Raw genomic sequence first — 15,093 nt, 5'->3', positions numbered from 1 at the left:
CGTGATTGTCTTCGCGACTTCCGACAAGGGCGGGACCGGCCGGTCGGTCACCAGCGGCAACGTCGCGTACCGGGCGGCGCTGCGCGGTGACAACATCGCTTACCTGGACTTCGACTTCGGCTCGCCGACCGCGGGTGCCATCTTCGACATCCCGTCCGTCGAGCACGGCACGATCCAGGGTGGCCTGCACTCCCACCTGCGGGGCGAACTGACCAACCCGACCCGGCTGGACGTGTGGTCGGAGTCGGATCGTTCCAGCCTGCGGGGCCGCCCGGCCGGCGCCGGCCGCCTCGTCCTGCTTCCCGGCGACAGCAGCGGTGGCGAGTTCAACGCCACGCCGGACATGGTGCGCCGTGCCATCGACCTGATGCTCTCCACCGAGGAGGAGTTCGACGTCACCATCGTCGACCTCAGCGCCGGCCGCTCGTACGCGACGGACATCGCCCTCGCCGCGAGCGCCTACCTGCAGAAGCGCGGAGTCGTCACCCGGTGGCTGGTGTTCCACCGCTGGACCCGGCAGCACATCATCGCCGCCGCCAGCCTCGTCTACGGCGATCACGGGCTGCTGAAGACCGGCGCCGAACGGGGACACGATCCGCAGCGGCTCGCCGACTCGATCCGCTTCGTGCGCACCGCCGTGGTGGACCCGGATTCGCCGGCGCTCGCCGGGCTGGGCGCCCCGCAGGTGGCCTGGCTGCGCGAGTGCAACGCCAACCTTCAGGTGCTCGCACAGCGCAACAAGGTCGGCCGCACGCTGATGCTCGGCGCGGTACCGCTCGATCCGGTGCTGCAGTGGCGCGAGCAGCTGATCTCCAACAACGACGTGTACACGCGGCAGATCGCCAACCTCCAGACGGTGGAGGCGTTCGAGATGCTCGCCGAGAAGCTCACCGACGACCGGGCCTGGGAAGGTCTGTGATGACCGTCGAGGCCACGTTCCGGGAGGCGAGCGATCAGCCTCGGGTGGAACAGCTGCCGTGGGCGCACCTCTCGATCGAGCTGGGCCACCTGTACATGGAGGACTACGCCTCCGGGATCGACGGTCTGCGGGAGAACTTCCAGCGGGTGGCACCGTGGGCGGAGGCGGCCCGGCGGGCCTGCCAGGCCGCGGTCGGCGACCGGCGAGCGCGGATCAGCACCTGCTTCCTGGTCGACGACTACTTCAGCCCGTTCGGTTCGCCCCGCCAGATCGTCTCCGACCTTCAGCGCGCGGCGGCCGACGCCGGGCTAGCGATCGATTACCTGGGGCGGGAATCCGGCTGCGCGTCGGCCGACGGCGTACCCATCGCGAGGCTCGTCGAGGGACAGTTGGTCGCGGAACCGGCACCATCGACCGACGGTTCCCGGCCACCGGTCAGCGAGTCCGGCTGGCTGTGCAACGGTGAGCGGTCGGCGGTGCCGGGTGCGGGCGAGGCCATGGGCGTGATCAGCCAGTGGACGCCACCGGTGGAGAGCGCGGTCAACCGGCACTCCATCTTCCTCGACGTCGAGCTGTGGGACGAGAAGCAGGAGGACGAGTCGCGCACCTGGTCCTGCCCGTTCCTGGCCTCGGTGTGGCAGTTGCTGCGCCTCGGCATGCTGCGCAACCTCGGCCAGTCGGTCGCCGTACCGCAGCCGATGCCCGCTGAGGTGCCGGAGCGCTGGGACCAGCTGCCCGCCCTGCTGCGGCTGAACCCGTCGGCGGCGCCGTTCAGCGCGTACCGCACGTTCTCCGTACTGTCCCCCCGGTTCCTGTCGGTGGAGCACGCGGTACGGACGATCCTCGGCCAGGTGAACGTGGCCGGCGCGGTGTCGGCGCAGGTAGCGGAGCGGGCCGAGCGGGAAGACCTGGCACTGCCACCGGAGCTGGTGGACCGGGTGGAGTACGCGTTCGTGCACACCGGTTCCCGGCGGCGCTGGCGCTGACCGCCCCGCAGGCGGCACAGCCCCGGCGCTTCAGTCCTTGAAGTCGGTCGCCGAGTCCCAGATGTCGCGGAACCGGCGGATCCGCTGCTGCACCCGGTCCTCGCCCAGAATCAGGTGAGTGTTCAGCACCTCCGGCGCGCCGCTGTGGTCCTCAAGACGGGAACCCGGGACCACCTCGTAGGTGATCACGTCATCGAAGACGATGAAGTCGAACAGACTGTTGCGCAGCAGCCCGGAGACGTCCTGTGCGACCAGGATGCGTACCTGGATGCCGATGTCCCGCTGAAGCCGGCAGATCTCGTTGAGGTTCGGGTACCGGCTGGAATCGAAGCGGTCGAGCACGAACACCCGGCGTACGGTCACGCCCCGCTGAACCGCCTCGCGCTGCACCTCCAGGTACCGGTGGCCGAGGTCGCTGTTGTAGAGCCCGCCGGCACCGTATTCCGCCCCGGCAGCGTCCACTGTGGTCAGACTGGTCGCGTCGATGCTGTTGCGCGCGTGGCGGGTCAGTCCGAGCAGCCAGTCGCGGTCCTCACCGTCGTAGGTGACGTGTTCGCCCGCGCTGACTTCCTTGAGGAATTTGGACATCCGGAAGATCTCGGCCTGGGCGAAGTCGAACACGAGCGGCGGGATCGGCTCGATCTGCGTCGCGTTGCGCACGAACTGGGTCACCACGTCGGTGCGCAGGGCCGACGTCTCGACCAGTCCGAACAGCTCCGTCGCCTCGTTTATCTTCAGGAACCCCTCGCGGACCAGTCGCTCCATCTCGACGGCGTGGCCTCGCTGGACATCGTGCAGCGCGTGCAGCCGGCTCTCCTGGGTCAGTTCGACGATCTGCAGGCGGGAGTCGAAGTCCATCAGGAACTGCACGACCAGCGCGACGCCGCCGATGAAGGTGGCCAGGACGACCGCCCAGATCTGCGACCTCTGGGCCAGAGAGGTGACCAGGTAGGCGATGCCGCCGGTGACCAGCGTGATGACGATTTTGCGGGGAACGGTGGACTTCACCGCTATGGATTCCAGGCGGCCAAGGTGATGGCTCATGGGCGTACCGGCCCGAAGCTGGCCTCACTGAGCAGCGCGATGGTGCTCGCGGTCAGCTGGTCGCGCACCCGGTCCACGCCGGCCTTCCACTGGCGGCTGAAGCCGGGCCGCCGTTCCAGGCTCTGCCACAGCTCCGCCAGGGCCGGTTCGAGCCTCGCCGCGGGCATCCACAGGTGCAGCAGCTGGTCGATCGCCGGTTTCAGCCGGTCTACCACCGCCGCCGGTGGCCCGGAGCCGATCTGGCTGCGGTCGATCAGCTCTTCCAGCGCGGTCAGGAGCCAGTCGTGCAGGGCCAGGTCCTCGCACAGCTCCACGACCCGTTCCGGCGTCGGACCGGGGGGTCCGATGTCCAGGCGCAGCACGAGGGTCCGTCGGCTCTCTCCGTCGACGGTGAATTGCACGCTCGCGCTGTCTCGGATCGCCAGGTCGGTCGGCGCGACCATCCAGCGCAGCACGGTCCGCGCCATCCTGAACGGCAGGCGGCCGTCCAGGTGGGGGGAGTCCTGGACAGCGTTCATCACGCGGGTGCCGATCGAGCCGAGGTCCAGGCTGCCGGACTGCTGCTGGCTGGCGAAACCGGCCGCGACTTCGGGCAGCCGTCCGGCCCCGATCGTCTCGACGATCCCGGGACAGGACAGGTAATACGACCACGGCAGGCGGCGGTTGTGCTGGCTCGGTGTCACGCTGACGTACGCCGAGCCCTGTAGCACGCGCCCGCCGGTCATGGCGGCGTGCGACCGTACCGTGCCGACGCACCGCGGTCCGCCCACCGTGCCGATCGGCAGCCGGCAGTCGACGCCGGTGAGCAGATCCTGCGAGACGGCATGCGCGATCGGACGCCGCGACGAGCGGACCGGCTGGTCCTGGCGCAGCATCATGATGTCGTCTGCGATCCGCGCCGACACGGAGGTGGAGTGGCGCAGCAGACCGGTCGACACTTCACCCAGCATCAGCATGCGTCTGGACCTTCCGTACCCCGTACCCGGCAGCTGTCCCGTTTGATTGCACCCCACCGAGCGGCAACTTGCAACGCCTCGTATCGGCTGACGAGACGCTGTGTCACATCACTGAGACAATGTCGGTCCGGTCGGGGTTTCGTCCGGCTCGCAGACATTGGCGCTCCTTTATGTGCATTACCATTGGTCCCCGCCTCGGGCAACGGCCGGATGTCGGAGTGTTCCCATGTCGAAGTCGTGCGGACGGTAGTCGTCGAGTCACCGGAAGCCCACTATTGTGGTGGAGTGGTGAAGCCTGAAATTCGGTCCGAGGTTCTCGTCATCGGTGCCGGTGTCTCGGGACTGACCACGGCCTTGACTCTGGCCAGAGCGAAGGTGCCGGTACGGGTGGTGGCCGACCGCCAGCCGAAGCAGAGCACCTCGTGCGCGGCGGGCGCGATCTGGGGCCCCTACCTCGTGTCGCACGACCACATCAAACAGTGGAGCGAAGAGTCGTACAACGTCCTCTATGAGCTGGCGGAACGGCAGAGCCGGTGGGGTGAGCCGACCGGCGTGCGGATGGTCGCCGGGATAGAGGCGTCGCGCGCACCCGACCTGCCACCGGACTGGGCCACGCAGCTGGACGGTTTCCGGATGTGTTCGGTCGCCGAGTTGCCGGACGGGTTCGTCAGCGGCTGGCGCTACACGTCACCCGTCGTGGACATGCCGATGTACCTGGACTATCTGGTGACCGCGCTGGAGGACCTCGGCTGCACGGTCGAGACCGGCCACGTCGCCTCGCTCGACGACGCCGCCGCCCAGGCCACCGTCACCGTGAACTGCACCGGATTCGGCGCTCACCGGCTGGTGCCGGACGATGAGCTCACCCCGGTACGCGGGCAGCTGGCGGTGGCGGAAAATCCCGGTCTGAAGGAGTTCTTCGCCGAGTACTCCGAAGAGGCCGACGACCTCATCTACTTCCTGCCGCAGGGTGACCGGGTGGTCCTGGGCGGCAGCGCCGAACCCGGCGAGCGCGAGATGGACTGCAACCCGGACACGATCGCGGGCATCGTGCGGCGCTGCGCGGAGATCGAACCGCGGCTGCGGGGCGTACGGGTGCTGGACCGCCGGGTCGGGATCCGGCCGTCGCGGCCGGTGGTGCGCGTGGAGCATGTCCGGTTCGGGGAGCGCCACGTCATCCACAACTACGGCCACGGGGGTGCCGGGGTCAGTCTGTCCTGGGGCTGCGCCTCGGAGATCAGAGACATCGTGCTTGATGTGATCATGGCCTGACCTCGCCGTTCCGGCTGACAAACCGTGGTGAGGGTACCGATCTGGTCAGTCAGAATGAGGTGCGACGATGGCCGTCCGGTTCTCGCGTGACCTCCTCACGACCGGATACCGTGGGGCCTGCGTCGCCCCTGCCCGGGTGGTGGAACGGCAGACACAGCCGCCTTAAAAGCGGCAGCCGAAAGGCGTGCGGGTTCGAGTCCCGCCCCGGGCACCCTTTCGGGTCGCTCCGTCCTCTTCGGCGGCCATTGGGGCAGCTCTGTACGGCTCTCGGCTGGTCTTCAGCGGGTATTCTGGACAGATCAGGTGATCTCCGGTACGTGGAGGCGACCGTGCAGAGTTCCAATCCGATACTCAGCCGCCTGGGCAACGTCGCCCGGGCCGAGCGGACGGCCCAGGCTCCCGTGGAGGGGTACGCCGTCCCGCCCGGCTACGGAGGCGGGAACTCCGGCGGGTACCCGTCGTTGATCACACCGACCGGTGTCAGCCGGCCGATGACCCTCGACGACGTGGTGACCCGCACCATCGCCCTGATCGCGCTGACCGTCGTCACCGCCGCCGTCGCCTGGGCCACCCTGCGCACCGGCGCGGTCGTCGGGCTGGCCACCACCGGCTCGGTCATCGCCGGCCTGGTGCTGCTCCTGGTGATCTCCTTCCGCCGGATCACCAACCCGGTGGTCATCTCGCTGTACGCGGTCTGCCAGGGCGTGGTCCTCGGCGTCGTGAGCCGGGAGTTCGAGCGGGTCTACCAGGGCATCGTGGTGCAGGCCGCGGTCGGGACGCTCGGCGTGTTCGCCGGCATGGCGGTGCTCTACAAGTTCCGGGTGCTGCGGGCCACGCCGAAGTTCGCGCGGTTCGTGATCGGCGCGCTGATCGGCGTGGTCGTGCTGAGCCTCGTCAACCTGCTGTTCTCGCTGTTCGGGCACAATCCGGGCCTGGTCGAGTACGGCCCCGCCGCCCGGCCGACCGGGCTGGCGATCGTGTTCAGCCTGGTCTGCATCGTGGTCGGCGCGCTGACCTTCATCCTCGACTTCAACGCGGTCGAGCAGGGCATCCGGTACGAGCTGCCGGTGCGCTACGCCTGGTACTGCGCCTTCGGCATCCTGGTCGGCCTCATCTACCTGTACTGGCAGATCCTGCGCATGCTCGGGTACCTGCGCCGATGACCGAGGACGAACTGGCCCGTGCCGTGGACCGGCTGATCGACCAGGTCGCCCAGTGGCCGCCGTCGCGTTGGGTGGCGCTCACCAAGGCGGGCGGATCGCGCGCCAAGGTCGTGCACGCCCTGGCTCAGCGGCTGGCCGACCTGGAGGCCGGGTCCACCGGGCACCCGCGACACGAGGTGCCCCGGCTGGACAACGATCTCGTGCTGCCGGACCAGGTGAAGGTGACCGCCCGCGACCTGCTGGCCGCGGGGGCCGCGCCGGACGTGCTCGCCGAGGCCGGTCAGGCGGTCGCCGACGCCCGGGCCGCGCTCAACGGATCCTGAGCCGCGACCGGTCCGGGTCAGTCGCGCGGCGCCAAACACGCCGAGCCGGACCGGCCGCCACGCGGACGCACGCCCGGTCGCGCCGCTACCCGCTCAGGACAGGCGCTCCAGCACCATCGCCATGCCCTGGCCGCCGCCGACGCACATCGTCTCCAGGCCGATCGTCTTGTCGTGCCAGTTCAGCGCGTTGAGCAGAGTTCCGGTGATGCGCGCGCCGGTCATCCCGAACGGGTGCCCGACCGCGATCGCGCCGCCCATCACGTTCAGCTTCTCCAGCGGGATGCCGAGTTGCTGGTACGACGGGATGACCTGGGCGGCGAACGCCTCATTGATTTCGACGAGGTCGATGTCGTCGATGGTCATGCCGGCGCGCGCCAGCGCCTGCCGGGACGCCTCGACCGGGCCGATGCCCATGATCTCGGGGGACATCGCGGTGACGCCGGTGGACACGATCCGGGCCAGCGGCGTGATGCCGAGTTCCCTGGCCTTGGTGTCGCTCATGACGATCACCGCCGCCGCGCCGTCGTTCAGCGGGCAGCAGTTGCCGGCGGTGATCCGTCCGTCCGGCCGGAACACCGGCTTGAGTCCCGCCACGCCCTCCATCGTCACGCCCGGGCGCGGTCCGTCGTCGGTGCTGACGACGGTTCCGTCCGGCGTGGTGACCGGGGTGATCTCGCGAGCCCAGAAGCCGTCCGCGATCGCCTTCTCGGCCAGATTCTGGCTGCGGACGCCGAACTCGTCCATCTCCTGGCGGGTCACGCCGCACAGCTGCGCCAGGTTCTCGGCGGTCTGGCCCATGGCCAGGTAGACGTCCGGCACCTCGCCGTCTTCGCGGGGGTCGTGCCACTGCGTTCCGCCCTCGGCGCGCTTGTTCGAGCGCGCGCGGGCGCCGTCGAACAGCGGATTCTGCCAGCCGCCGCCCACCAGCGCCTGAGCCTCCGATGGCAGGCCGTCCGAGTTGCCGCGGGAGAACCGCGACACGGTCTCCACACCGGCCGAGATGAAAACGTCGCCCTCACCCGCCTTGATGGCGTGGAACGCCATCCGGGTGGTCTGCAGCGACGAGGAGCAGTACCGGGTCACCGTGGCGCCGGGCAGGAAGTCGTAGCCGAGCAGCGTGGCCACGATGCGGCCCAGGTTGAAGCCCTGTTCACCGCCGGGCAGGCCGCAGCCGAGGTACAGGTCGTCGATCTCGTGCGGGTCGAGCTGGGGCAGCTTGTCCAGCGCGGTACGCACGATCGTGGCGGCCAGGTCGTCGGGGCGCAGGTCGCGCAGTGAACCCTTGACCGCGCGGCCGATCGGGGAACGGGCGGTGGCGACGATGACAGCTTCAGGCATGCCGCCAGGTTACCGCCGAGTAGGTACCAGAGTCACCCGCGGTACCCGCCACGCCACCCTTGTCCATGTCTCGATGCTTGACACGACCTGATCACGGCACGTGTGATGGTCCACGTGCCAGGGGAGGCCGCGGTTCACTAGCGTGCGGCCTGACCCGGCCTGGAACCCTCGTCAAGCGAAAGGAGTTCCATGCGGTCTCATCCGGTCCGCAGGGCACTGATCACCATCGGCGCCACAGCACTTGTCGTCCCCTTCATCGCCAGCACGGGTGCGTCCGCGTCGCCCGGCGACCGGGTCGCGCTGTCGGGCACCACTCCATCCTGGGCGACCCCGGCCGCCGTGGCAGGCGCACCGGCGTCGTCGGACCAGGTCTCGTTCACCGTCTCGCTGCCGCTGCGCAACGCGGCCGGGGCCGAACAACTGGCGGCGCAGGTCTCCGACCCGAAGAGCGCCAGCTACCAGAGCTACCTGACGCCGGCGCAGTTCAACACCCGGTTCGCGCCGACCGACGCGTCGGTCGCCCGGGTCAAGAGCTTCCTGTCCGGCCAGGGCATCACCGTCACCAAGGTTGCCGACGGCAACCGCTGGGTCTCCGCGTCCGGGACCGTCGCCAATGTGAACAAGGCGTTCGGCACGGTTCTGAAGACGTACTCGTGGCAGGGCAGGAAGCTGCGGGCACCATCGACCGCGGTGTCCGTACCCTCATCGGTCGCGCCCGACGTGGCGCAGGTGACCGGCCTGGACGACAGCGCGCTGCTGCGCAAGCCGCTGAGCGCGTCGGTGCCGGACAACGGCGGCATGCCGACGGCCCACGCCGGCAAGCCGAGCGCGACCCCGCCGCCGGTCGGGGAGTGCTCCACCTACTGGGGGCAGCACACCCAGACCGTGCCCAAGGCGTACGGCAAGACGGAGTTCCCGACGTACATCTGCGGGTACTCGCCGGCTCAGCTCCAGGGCGCGTACGGGGTGACCGACGCGATCCGGGCCGGGCAGGACGGGCGCGGCGTGACGGTGGCCATCATCGACGCGTACGGCTCGCCGACCATGCAGTCGGACGCCAACCAGTACGCGGCGAACTTCGGCCAGCCGGCGTTCAAGAGCGGCCAGTACAGCGAGACGCTGTTCCAGCCGTTCAACCTCCAGGACGAGTGCCAGGGCGAGGCGGCCTGGAACGGTGAGGAGACGCTGGACGTCGAGGCTGTCCACAGCCTGGCTCCGGGTGCCAAGATTCACTACTTCGGTGCCCAGAACTGCGACACCGGCATCGACGACGCGCTCAACTACGTCGTGCAGCACCACTCGGCCGACATCGTCAGCAACTCGTACGGCAACGCCGGCGAGGAGTTGCCGGCCGCCGAGATCCAGCTGGAGCACTCGATCTTCGTACAGGCGGCGATCGAGGGCATGGGCATGTACTTCTCGTCCGGCGACGACGGCGATGACGTGACGGTCGGCGACACGACCAAGGCGGAGGCGGACTACCCGGCCTCCGACTCGATGGTCACCGCGGTCGGCGGCACCAGCCTGGGCATCGACAAGCACAACAACTACCAGTTCGAGACCGGCTGGGGCATTGACCACGATGTGATCAACTACGCCACCACCCCGGCCTCGTACAGCTCGCCGGTGCCGGGGCCGTTCCTCTACGGCGCGGGCGGCGGCACGAGCTACGTCTTCACCCAGCCGGCGTACCAGCGCGGCACGGTGCCGGGGAGCCTGTCCAAGAAGAACGGCAAGACCCCGATGCGGGTCGTACCGGACGTGGGCGCGATCGCCGACCCGTACACCGGGTTCGCGATCGGGCAGACGGTCGGCGGCGAGTTCGGGCTCGGTTCCATCGGCGGTACCAGCCTCGCCTGCCCGGTCTTCGCCGGCATCCAGGCGCTGGCCAGCACCGGCCGGCACCACTCCATCGGGTTCGCCAACCCGTTGCTGTACTCGCTGCCCTCGGCGCTGTACCGCGACGTCACCCCGCCGAAGTCGCCGATCGCGGTGACCACGCCGACGGCGAGCTCGCTGAACACGTTCGACCACGACTCGTCGCTCGCGACGGCCCGTGGCTACGACAACGTGACGGGACGCGGCTCACCGCGCGGCCTGCCGTTCCTGCTGGCTGAACGGCTGCTCTGACCGGTCCGGCTCGAGTGCCGGCCCGCGAACGACTGCTCTGAACGGTCCGGCTAGGGCTTGTCGTAGCGCAACCGGAAGCACGAGGCGGCCGGTGTCACCGTGAGGTGACGCCGGCCGCTTCCGCTACCGCTGGGTACAGCGCGTGCGCCCAGACCCGGTACCCGTCGGCGGACGGGTGGAATCCGTCGTGGCACAGCGTCCCGGCATCGGCGCGGAAGACCGGACCGGCCTGCCGCGCCAGATCAACCGGAGTCCCACCGGCGCCCCGTACCGCGGCCGTCTGGGCATCCGCCACCCTCCGGCCGACCAGCCCGACGAGCTGGCGCAACGGCGGCGCGAACGCGCGTACCGCCCCCAGATCCGGGCAGGTGCCGACGACCACGGCCACCTCGGCGTCACGCAGCCGGCGTACCGCCCCGGCGAGATGTGCCGCCGACTGCCTGGGCCGGCCCGGCCGCAGCGCGTCGTTCGAACCGATCAGGATCACCGCCACGTCCGGGCGATCTCCGACCAGCGCACGGGCCACCTGGGTGGCCAGGTCCTCGGAGCGCGAGCCGGACACCGCCACGCTGGACAGTTCGACGCGCCGGCCGTCGCTCTCCGCCCCTCCGGCGAGGAGTTCGGCCAGCCGCCCGCCGACCGTGTCGCTGACCCGGTCCACGCCGACGCCCAGCGCCGAGGAGTCGCCGAGCAGCACCAGGCGCAGGGCGGGTGCGGTCGGCGGGCCGACCGACGTGCGCATGCCGAGGGCGAGGTCGGGCCGGGCGTACCGGCGGGTCCTCGCGACCACCGCCTCAGCGGCCAGCAGTACGGCTCCGCCGACGGCACCGGCGATCACCGTGACGGCGGTCGCCCTGCCCAGTTGCCGGCCAACCTGCCTGACGATGCCCATCCGCGTACTCCGTCCCGTCCCGTCACTCCACGACGGACGGCTGTACCGGCGTGGAGTGCGTCGTCTGCGGATCGTGCGGTCGCTCGGTGAGCTGCCGTACCCGGTGCCTCAGCTGTGCCCACCGCCCGGCCGGCCCGTTGTCCCGACCGGCGACTCTGGCACCCCGCACCTCGGTGCCGGCACGGTCGACCGCCTCCACCGCTGCCTGCGCCAACGACCGTACCCCCTCGTCCTGAGAAAGGCTCGGCTGCGCCTCCGGCGCCGGGTGCAGGGCCTCGACGAGCGTGGGCAGCATCGCCGCCGCGGCGGCCGCGTAGCCCAGCGCGGACGGGTGGAACCGGTCGGAGCTGAACATGGTCTCCGGTGCCGCGGCGAACTCCGGCCCGAGCAGGTCGCCCAGGGACACCGTGGTCGCGCCGGCCTCGACCGCGACGATCGTCTGCGCCGCGGCCATCTCCCGGCTCCACCGCCGGACCACCCATCGCAGTGGCTGCCCGATCGGGCGGATGGTGCCCAGGTCGGGGCACGTGCCGACGACCACCTGAATGCCGGCTTGGCGGAGTCGCCGTACGGTCGCGGCCAGGTGCGCGACGGCGATCGGCAGCCGTACCCGGTGGGTCACGTCGTTCGCGCCGATCAGGACGACCGCGAGGTCGGGCTGCCAGTCGACGGCGACCTCCCGCTGCGGTACCAGATCGGCGGACTCCGCTCCGACCACCGCCATGCTGCGCAGGATCACCGGTCGGTGCAGCCGCTCGGCGAGCCCGGCGGCGAGCAGCGCGCCGGGAGTCTCGCGGGGCCGGTCGACACCGTAGCCGGCCGCCGAGGAGTCGCCGAGCACGGCGAGCTTGAGCGGAAGCTGGCCGTCGATCGCGCCGAGTTCGGTGCCGTAGACACCGTCGCAGCGCGGGGGTGGAGACTGCGCCATACCGATCGCGCGACGGGCAAGCTTGGCCTGCCCGATCAGGGTTCCCGCGGCCAGTGCGCCCAGCAGGCCGACGCCGCCACCGCCGTACGCGGCCGCCACAGCGACCCGTCGTACTCGCCCGATTCGCCCCATTTCTCGCCCCCCATCGAGATCGTCCATCGAGCTATCAGATCTTCGAGGCTAGCTCCGCTTGCGCGGAAAGTCGGTCACATTTCGGTCTGCCTGGCGCGGTTATCGCCCGATGCCGGATTGACCTGCGAGCGGACTTGTGCCGGTCACCTCCAGCGGCCCCATGCGTCAAATTTTGCCTCGTTGGGCACTATGGGATCGGGCACTAGGTGACAGACAAGGCCGGCAGGGGCCGGACAACCCCCTTTTGGGTTGATCGGACCCCAGGAACCGAGGGAGGCCACTATGGCGCGACTGGGCCGCAGGGCAGCGCTGACGGCGCTCTGGTCGGCGATCCGTGCCTCGCATCGGGGCGGGCCGTCGCTCGGCCAGCGACTGGCCGCCCTGCCCAGGATGGTCGGCGCGACGCTGTCCGGCCGGTACGACGGCAAGGCTCGGGTGTTCGGCATGGTCCTCGCCCTGCTCTACATCGTGTCCCCGATAGATCTGGTGCCGGAGGCGCTCTTCTCGGTCTTCGGTCTGGTAGACGACTCGTTCGTGGTGCTCTGGTTGGCCGGTGCCGTTCTGTCGGAAACCGAACGGTTCATGGTCTGGGAGCGCCGCCGGGTCCAGACCATTCCGGGTCGGGCACGCGCCCGTTGACCGTTGCCCGGGGCAGGTGAGCGGGGCGGCACTACACTCGCCGCGTGCGCTACTACGACAACGTCGTCGATCTGATCGGTAACACGCCGCTGGTGCGGCTGCGTAATGTGACCGCGGGGCCGGCAATGGTGCTGGCGAAGGTGGAATACCTCAACCCCGGCGGCAGCGTGAAGGACCGAATCGCGCTGCGGATGGTGGAGGCGGCCGAGAAGGCCGGCCTCCTGCGCCCGGGCGGGACCATCGTCGAACCGACCTCCGGCAACACCGGCGTCGGGCTGGCACTGGTGGCTCAGCTGCGTGGGTACCGCTGCGTGTTCGTCTGTCCGGACAAGGTCTCCGAGGACAAGCGGAACGTGCTGAAGGCGTACGGCGCCGAGGTCGTGGTCTGCCCGACCGCGGTCGCGCCGGAGGACTCGCGTTCCTACTACAACGTGTCAGACCGGCTTGCCAACGAGATCCCGGGTGCCTGGAAACCCGACCAGTACAGCAATCCGAACAACCCGCGGTCGCACTACGAGACCACCGGGCCGGAGATCTGGGAGCAGACCGAGGGCCGGATCACCCACTTCGTGGCCGGGGTGGGCACCGGCGGCACGATCTCCGGGATCGGCCGGTACCTCAAGGAGGTCTCCGGCGGGAAGGTCAGGATCATCGGTGCCGACCCGGAGGGCTCCGTGTACTCCGGCGGCTCCGGCCGGCCATACCTGGTGGAAGGCGTCGGCGAGGACTTCTGGCCGGTCACCTACGACCGCGGCATCTGTGACGAGATCATCGAGGTGTCGGACAAGGACTCGTTCCTGTTCACCCGGCGGCTGGCCCGCGAGGAGGGGCTGCTGGTCGGTGGCTCCTGCGGGATGGCCGCGGTGGCCGCGGCGCGGGTGGCCGAGGCGGCCGGCCCGGACGCGGTGGTGGTCGTGCTGCTGCCGGACGGCGGGCGCGGGTACCTGTCGAAGATCTTCGACGACGGGTGGATGGCGCGCTACGGATTCCTGTCGGCCGAGGGCGCCGAGGCGACCGTGGCGGAGCTGCTCGAATCCAAGGGCGGCAAGATGCCGGAGCTGATCCACGTGCACCCGACCGAGACTGTGCGCGAGGCGATCGACGTGCTGCGCGAGTACGGCGTCTCTCAGCTGCCCGTACTGAAAGCGGAGCCGCCGGTCGTGACCGGCGAGGTCGCCGGGTCGATCTCGGAGCGGGAACTGCTGGACGCGGTGTTCACCGGGCAGGCTCACCTGCACGACATGATCGAGCCGCACATGGCGCCGCCGTTGCCGATGATCGGCGGCGGGCAGCCGGTCTCCGAGGCGGTCGCGCTGCTGGAGAAGTCCGACGCCGCCCTGGTGCTGGTCGACGGCAAGCCGCGCGGCGTCATCACCCGGCAGGATCTGCTGGCCCATCTGGGTGATCGCTGACTGGGACTGCTAAGCGCTCACCAGCTCTGTCGGGACCGCCACCACGTCGACCAGCGCGCCCTTGCGCAGCACGGTGATCGGCAACCGGGTGCCGATCGCCGGTCCCAACATGAGCCGCTGTAACGCCTGCACGTTCTCCACCGGCTTCCCGCCGGCCGTGATGATCAGATCGCCCAGGTAGAGCCCGGCCAACCCGGCCGGGCTGCCCGGAACCACCTCCGCCACCCGCAACCCGACCCGCCGGCCGAGGCGAGCGGCCACCTGGGGCGGCAACGGGGCGGGTGCGCCCGCGACGCCGAGCCAGGCGCGGCGTACCCGGCCGGTCGACAGCAGCTCCGAGATGATCTGCCGGGTTGTCGAGTTGATCGGTACGGCGAGGCCCAGCCCGTACCCGGCGACCGCGGTGTTCACGCCGATCACCAGGCCGGACGAGTCCGCCAGCGCCCCGCCGGAGTTGCCCGGGTTCAGCGCCGCGTCGGTCTGGATCACGTCGTCGATCAGCCGCACGTGCCGGCCGTCCCGGGCCGGAATCGACCGGCCCAGCCCGCTGACGACGCCCGCGGTGACCGAGCCGGCCAACCCCAGCGGGTTGCCAACGGCCACCACGAGCTGGCCGATGCGCAGGGTGTCGGCATCGCCGAGGGTCGCCGGCGGCGCGCCGGTCGAGCGAGCACGCAGCACCGCGAGGTCGGCGAGCGGATCCGCGCCCACCACGTCGAAGCGCGCTTCGGTGCCGTCGCCGAAGGTGGCCGTGCCGCCGCTCGCGCCGGCCACCACGTGGGCACTGGTCAACAGGAAACCGTCGTCGGTGAAGACCACCGCGGATCCGGCGCCACCGCCCCGGGCGGTGCGCACCGACAGCGCCGCCACCGAGGGCAGCACCTTCGCCGCCACGGTCGTGACGACCTGGCTGTACGCGTCGAGAGGCTCCATGCCGGAGTCAACGCCCGGTCGCCCCG

General features: G+C 70.2%; 14 protein-coding genes and 1 tRNA gene. 9 read left to right on the top strand and 6 right to left on the bottom strand.

Features of this window, described 5'->3' with window-relative positions:
- Window position 1: 1 nt before the first annotated feature.
- Entirely contained in the window at window positions 2–919 is a 918-nt protein-coding gene (locus Raf01_RS01315; protein WP_203915810.1) for an SCO2523 family variant P-loop protein, read from the top strand.
- Window positions 919–1,905: an SCO2522 family protein gene (locus tag Raf01_RS01310; RefSeq protein ID WP_203915809.1), complete on the top strand. Its 987-nt coding sequence runs from the start codon at window positions 919–921 to the stop codon at window positions 1,903–1,905. The genes Raf01_RS01315 and Raf01_RS01310 overlap by 1 nt, the downstream gene beginning before the upstream one ends.
- 30 nt (window positions 1,906–1,935) lie before the next feature.
- Here Raf01_RS01310 and Raf01_RS01305 read toward each other — a convergent pair whose 3' ends face one another.
- Window positions 1,936–2,949 (bottom strand): DUF6879 family protein, encoded by a 1,014-nt coding sequence (locus Raf01_RS01305; protein WP_203915808.1) that lies wholly within the window; start codon window positions 2,947–2,949, stop codon window positions 1,936–1,938.
- Window positions 2,946–3,905 (bottom strand): SCO2521 family protein, encoded by a 960-nt coding sequence (locus tag Raf01_RS01300; RefSeq protein WP_203915807.1) that lies wholly within the window; start codon window positions 3,903–3,905, stop codon window positions 2,946–2,948. Before Raf01_RS01300 ends, Raf01_RS01305 begins: the two co-directional genes overlap by 4 nt.
- Window positions 3,906–4,193: 288 nt before the next feature.
- Here Raf01_RS01300 and Raf01_RS01295 point away from each other — a divergent pair, with 288 nt between their 5' ends.
- From Raf01_RS01295 to Raf01_RS01280, 4 genes are all read left to right on the top strand, one after another.
- A complete protein-coding gene (locus tag Raf01_RS01295; protein ID WP_239133282.1) occupies window positions 4,194–5,177 on the top strand; it encodes an FAD-dependent oxidoreductase in 984 nt (327 codons plus the stop codon).
- A gap of 130 nt (window positions 5,178–5,307) precedes the next feature.
- A tRNA-Leu gene (locus tag Raf01_RS01290) sits at window positions 5,308–5,388 on the top strand.
- 118 nt (window positions 5,389–5,506) lie between these two features.
- Window positions 5,507–6,340 (top strand): Bax inhibitor-1/YccA family protein, encoded by an 834-nt coding sequence (locus tag Raf01_RS01285; RefSeq protein ID WP_203915805.1) that lies wholly within the window; start codon window positions 5,507–5,509, stop codon window positions 6,338–6,340.
- Window positions 6,337–6,663, top strand: a complete 327-nt coding sequence (locus Raf01_RS01280; RefSeq protein WP_203915804.1) for a hypothetical protein — start codon at window positions 6,337–6,339, stop codon at window positions 6,661–6,663. Before Raf01_RS01285 ends, Raf01_RS01280 begins: the two co-directional genes overlap by 4 nt.
- Window positions 6,664–6,756: 93 nt before the next feature.
- On the opposite strand, the gene Raf01_RS01275 is transcribed toward Raf01_RS01280, so the two are convergent.
- Window positions 6,757–8,001 carry an acetyl-CoA C-acetyltransferase gene (locus tag Raf01_RS01275; RefSeq protein WP_203915803.1) on the bottom strand — a complete coding sequence of 415 codons (1,245 nt, stop codon included), beginning with the start codon at window positions 7,999–8,001 and terminating at the stop codon, window positions 6,757–6,759.
- A gap of 189 nt (window positions 8,002–8,190) precedes the next feature.
- On the opposite strand from Raf01_RS01275, the gene Raf01_RS01270 reads away from it, so the two are divergent.
- The gene (locus tag Raf01_RS01270; RefSeq protein WP_203915802.1) at window positions 8,191–10,131 is read left to right on the top strand and encodes a S53 family peptidase; all 1,941 of its coding nucleotides are present in this window, start codon (window positions 8,191–8,193) and stop codon (window positions 10,129–10,131) included.
- Between the two features lie 94 nt (window positions 10,132–10,225).
- On the opposite strand, the gene Raf01_RS01265 is transcribed toward Raf01_RS01270, so the two are convergent.
- Together Raf01_RS01265 and Raf01_RS01260 are read right to left on the bottom strand one after the other, a co-directional pair.
- Window positions 10,226–11,023, bottom strand: a complete 798-nt coding sequence (locus Raf01_RS01265; protein WP_203915801.1) for an SGNH/GDSL hydrolase family protein — start codon at window positions 11,021–11,023, stop codon at window positions 10,226–10,228.
- A gap of 22 nt (window positions 11,024–11,045) precedes the next feature.
- The gene (locus Raf01_RS01260) at window positions 11,046–12,110 is read right to left on the bottom strand and encodes an SGNH/GDSL hydrolase family protein (RefSeq protein WP_203915800.1); all 1,065 of its coding nucleotides are present in this window, start codon (window positions 12,108–12,110) and stop codon (window positions 11,046–11,048) included.
- A 255-nt stretch (window positions 12,111–12,365) separates the two neighbouring features.
- Here Raf01_RS01260 and Raf01_RS01255 point away from each other — a divergent pair, with 255 nt between their 5' ends.
- Window positions 12,366–12,722: a YkvA family protein gene (locus Raf01_RS01255; RefSeq protein ID WP_203915799.1), complete on the top strand. Its 357-nt coding sequence runs from the start codon at window positions 12,366–12,368 to the stop codon at window positions 12,720–12,722.
- Window positions 12,723–12,766: 44 nt separating this feature from the next.
- Complete coding sequence (locus Raf01_RS01250; RefSeq protein ID WP_203915798.1) at window positions 12,767–14,134, top strand: cystathionine beta-synthase; 1,368 nt, start codon at window positions 12,767–12,769, stop codon at window positions 14,132–14,134.
- Window positions 14,135–14,143: 9 nt separating this feature from the next.
- On the opposite strand, the gene Raf01_RS01245 is transcribed toward Raf01_RS01250, so the two are convergent.
- Window positions 14,144–15,067 carry a S1C family serine protease gene (locus Raf01_RS01245; protein WP_203915797.1) on the bottom strand — a complete coding sequence of 308 codons (924 nt, stop codon included), beginning with the start codon at window positions 15,065–15,067 and terminating at the stop codon, window positions 14,144–14,146.
- Window positions 15,068–15,093 lie beyond the last annotated feature (26 nt).

The sequence above is a fragment of the Rugosimonospora africana genome (assembly GCF_016862975.1).
GTDB lineage: Bacteria > Actinomycetota > Actinomycetes > Mycobacteriales > Micromonosporaceae > Rugosimonospora > Rugosimonospora africana.
The sequence above is the reverse complement of the archived record's forward strand: the minus strand, read 5'-3'. Positions and strand labels throughout refer to the sequence as shown.

Excerpts from the sequence above, each read along its gene's own strand:
- Raf01_RS01310 (WP_203915809.1), top strand. The coding sequence starts at position 919 with ATGACCGTCGAGGCCACGTTCCGGGAGGCGAGCGATCAGCCTCGGGTG.
- Raf01_RS01305 (WP_203915808.1), bottom strand. The coding sequence starts at position 2,949 with ATGAGCCATCACCTTGGCCGCCTGGAATCCATAGCGGTGAAGTCCACC.
- Raf01_RS01300 (WP_203915807.1), bottom strand. The coding sequence starts at position 3,905 with ATGCTGATGCTGGGTGAAGTGTCGACCGGTCTGCTGCGCCACTCCACC.
- Raf01_RS01280 (WP_203915804.1), top strand. The coding sequence starts at position 6,337 with ATGACCGAGGACGAACTGGCCCGTGCCGTGGACCGGCTGATCGACCAG.
- Raf01_RS01275 (WP_203915803.1), bottom strand. The coding sequence starts at position 8,001 with ATGCCTGAAGCTGTCATCGTCGCCACCGCCCGTTCCCCGATCGGCCGC.
- Raf01_RS01270 (WP_203915802.1), top strand. The coding sequence starts at position 8,191 with ATGCGGTCTCATCCGGTCCGCAGGGCACTGATCACCATCGGCGCCACA.
- Raf01_RS01265 (WP_203915801.1), bottom strand. The coding sequence starts at position 11,023 with ATGGGCATCGTCAGGCAGGTTGGCCGGCAACTGGGCAGGGCGACCGCC.
- Raf01_RS01260 (WP_203915800.1), bottom strand. The coding sequence starts at position 12,110 with ATGGACGATCTCGATGGGGGGCGAGAAATGGGGCGAATCGGGCGAGTA.
- Raf01_RS01255 (WP_203915799.1), top strand. The coding sequence starts at position 12,366 with ATGGCGCGACTGGGCCGCAGGGCAGCGCTGACGGCGCTCTGGTCGGCG.
- Raf01_RS01245 (WP_203915797.1), bottom strand. The coding sequence starts at position 15,067 with ATGGAGCCTCTCGACGCGTACAGCCAGGTCGTCACGACCGTGGCGGCG.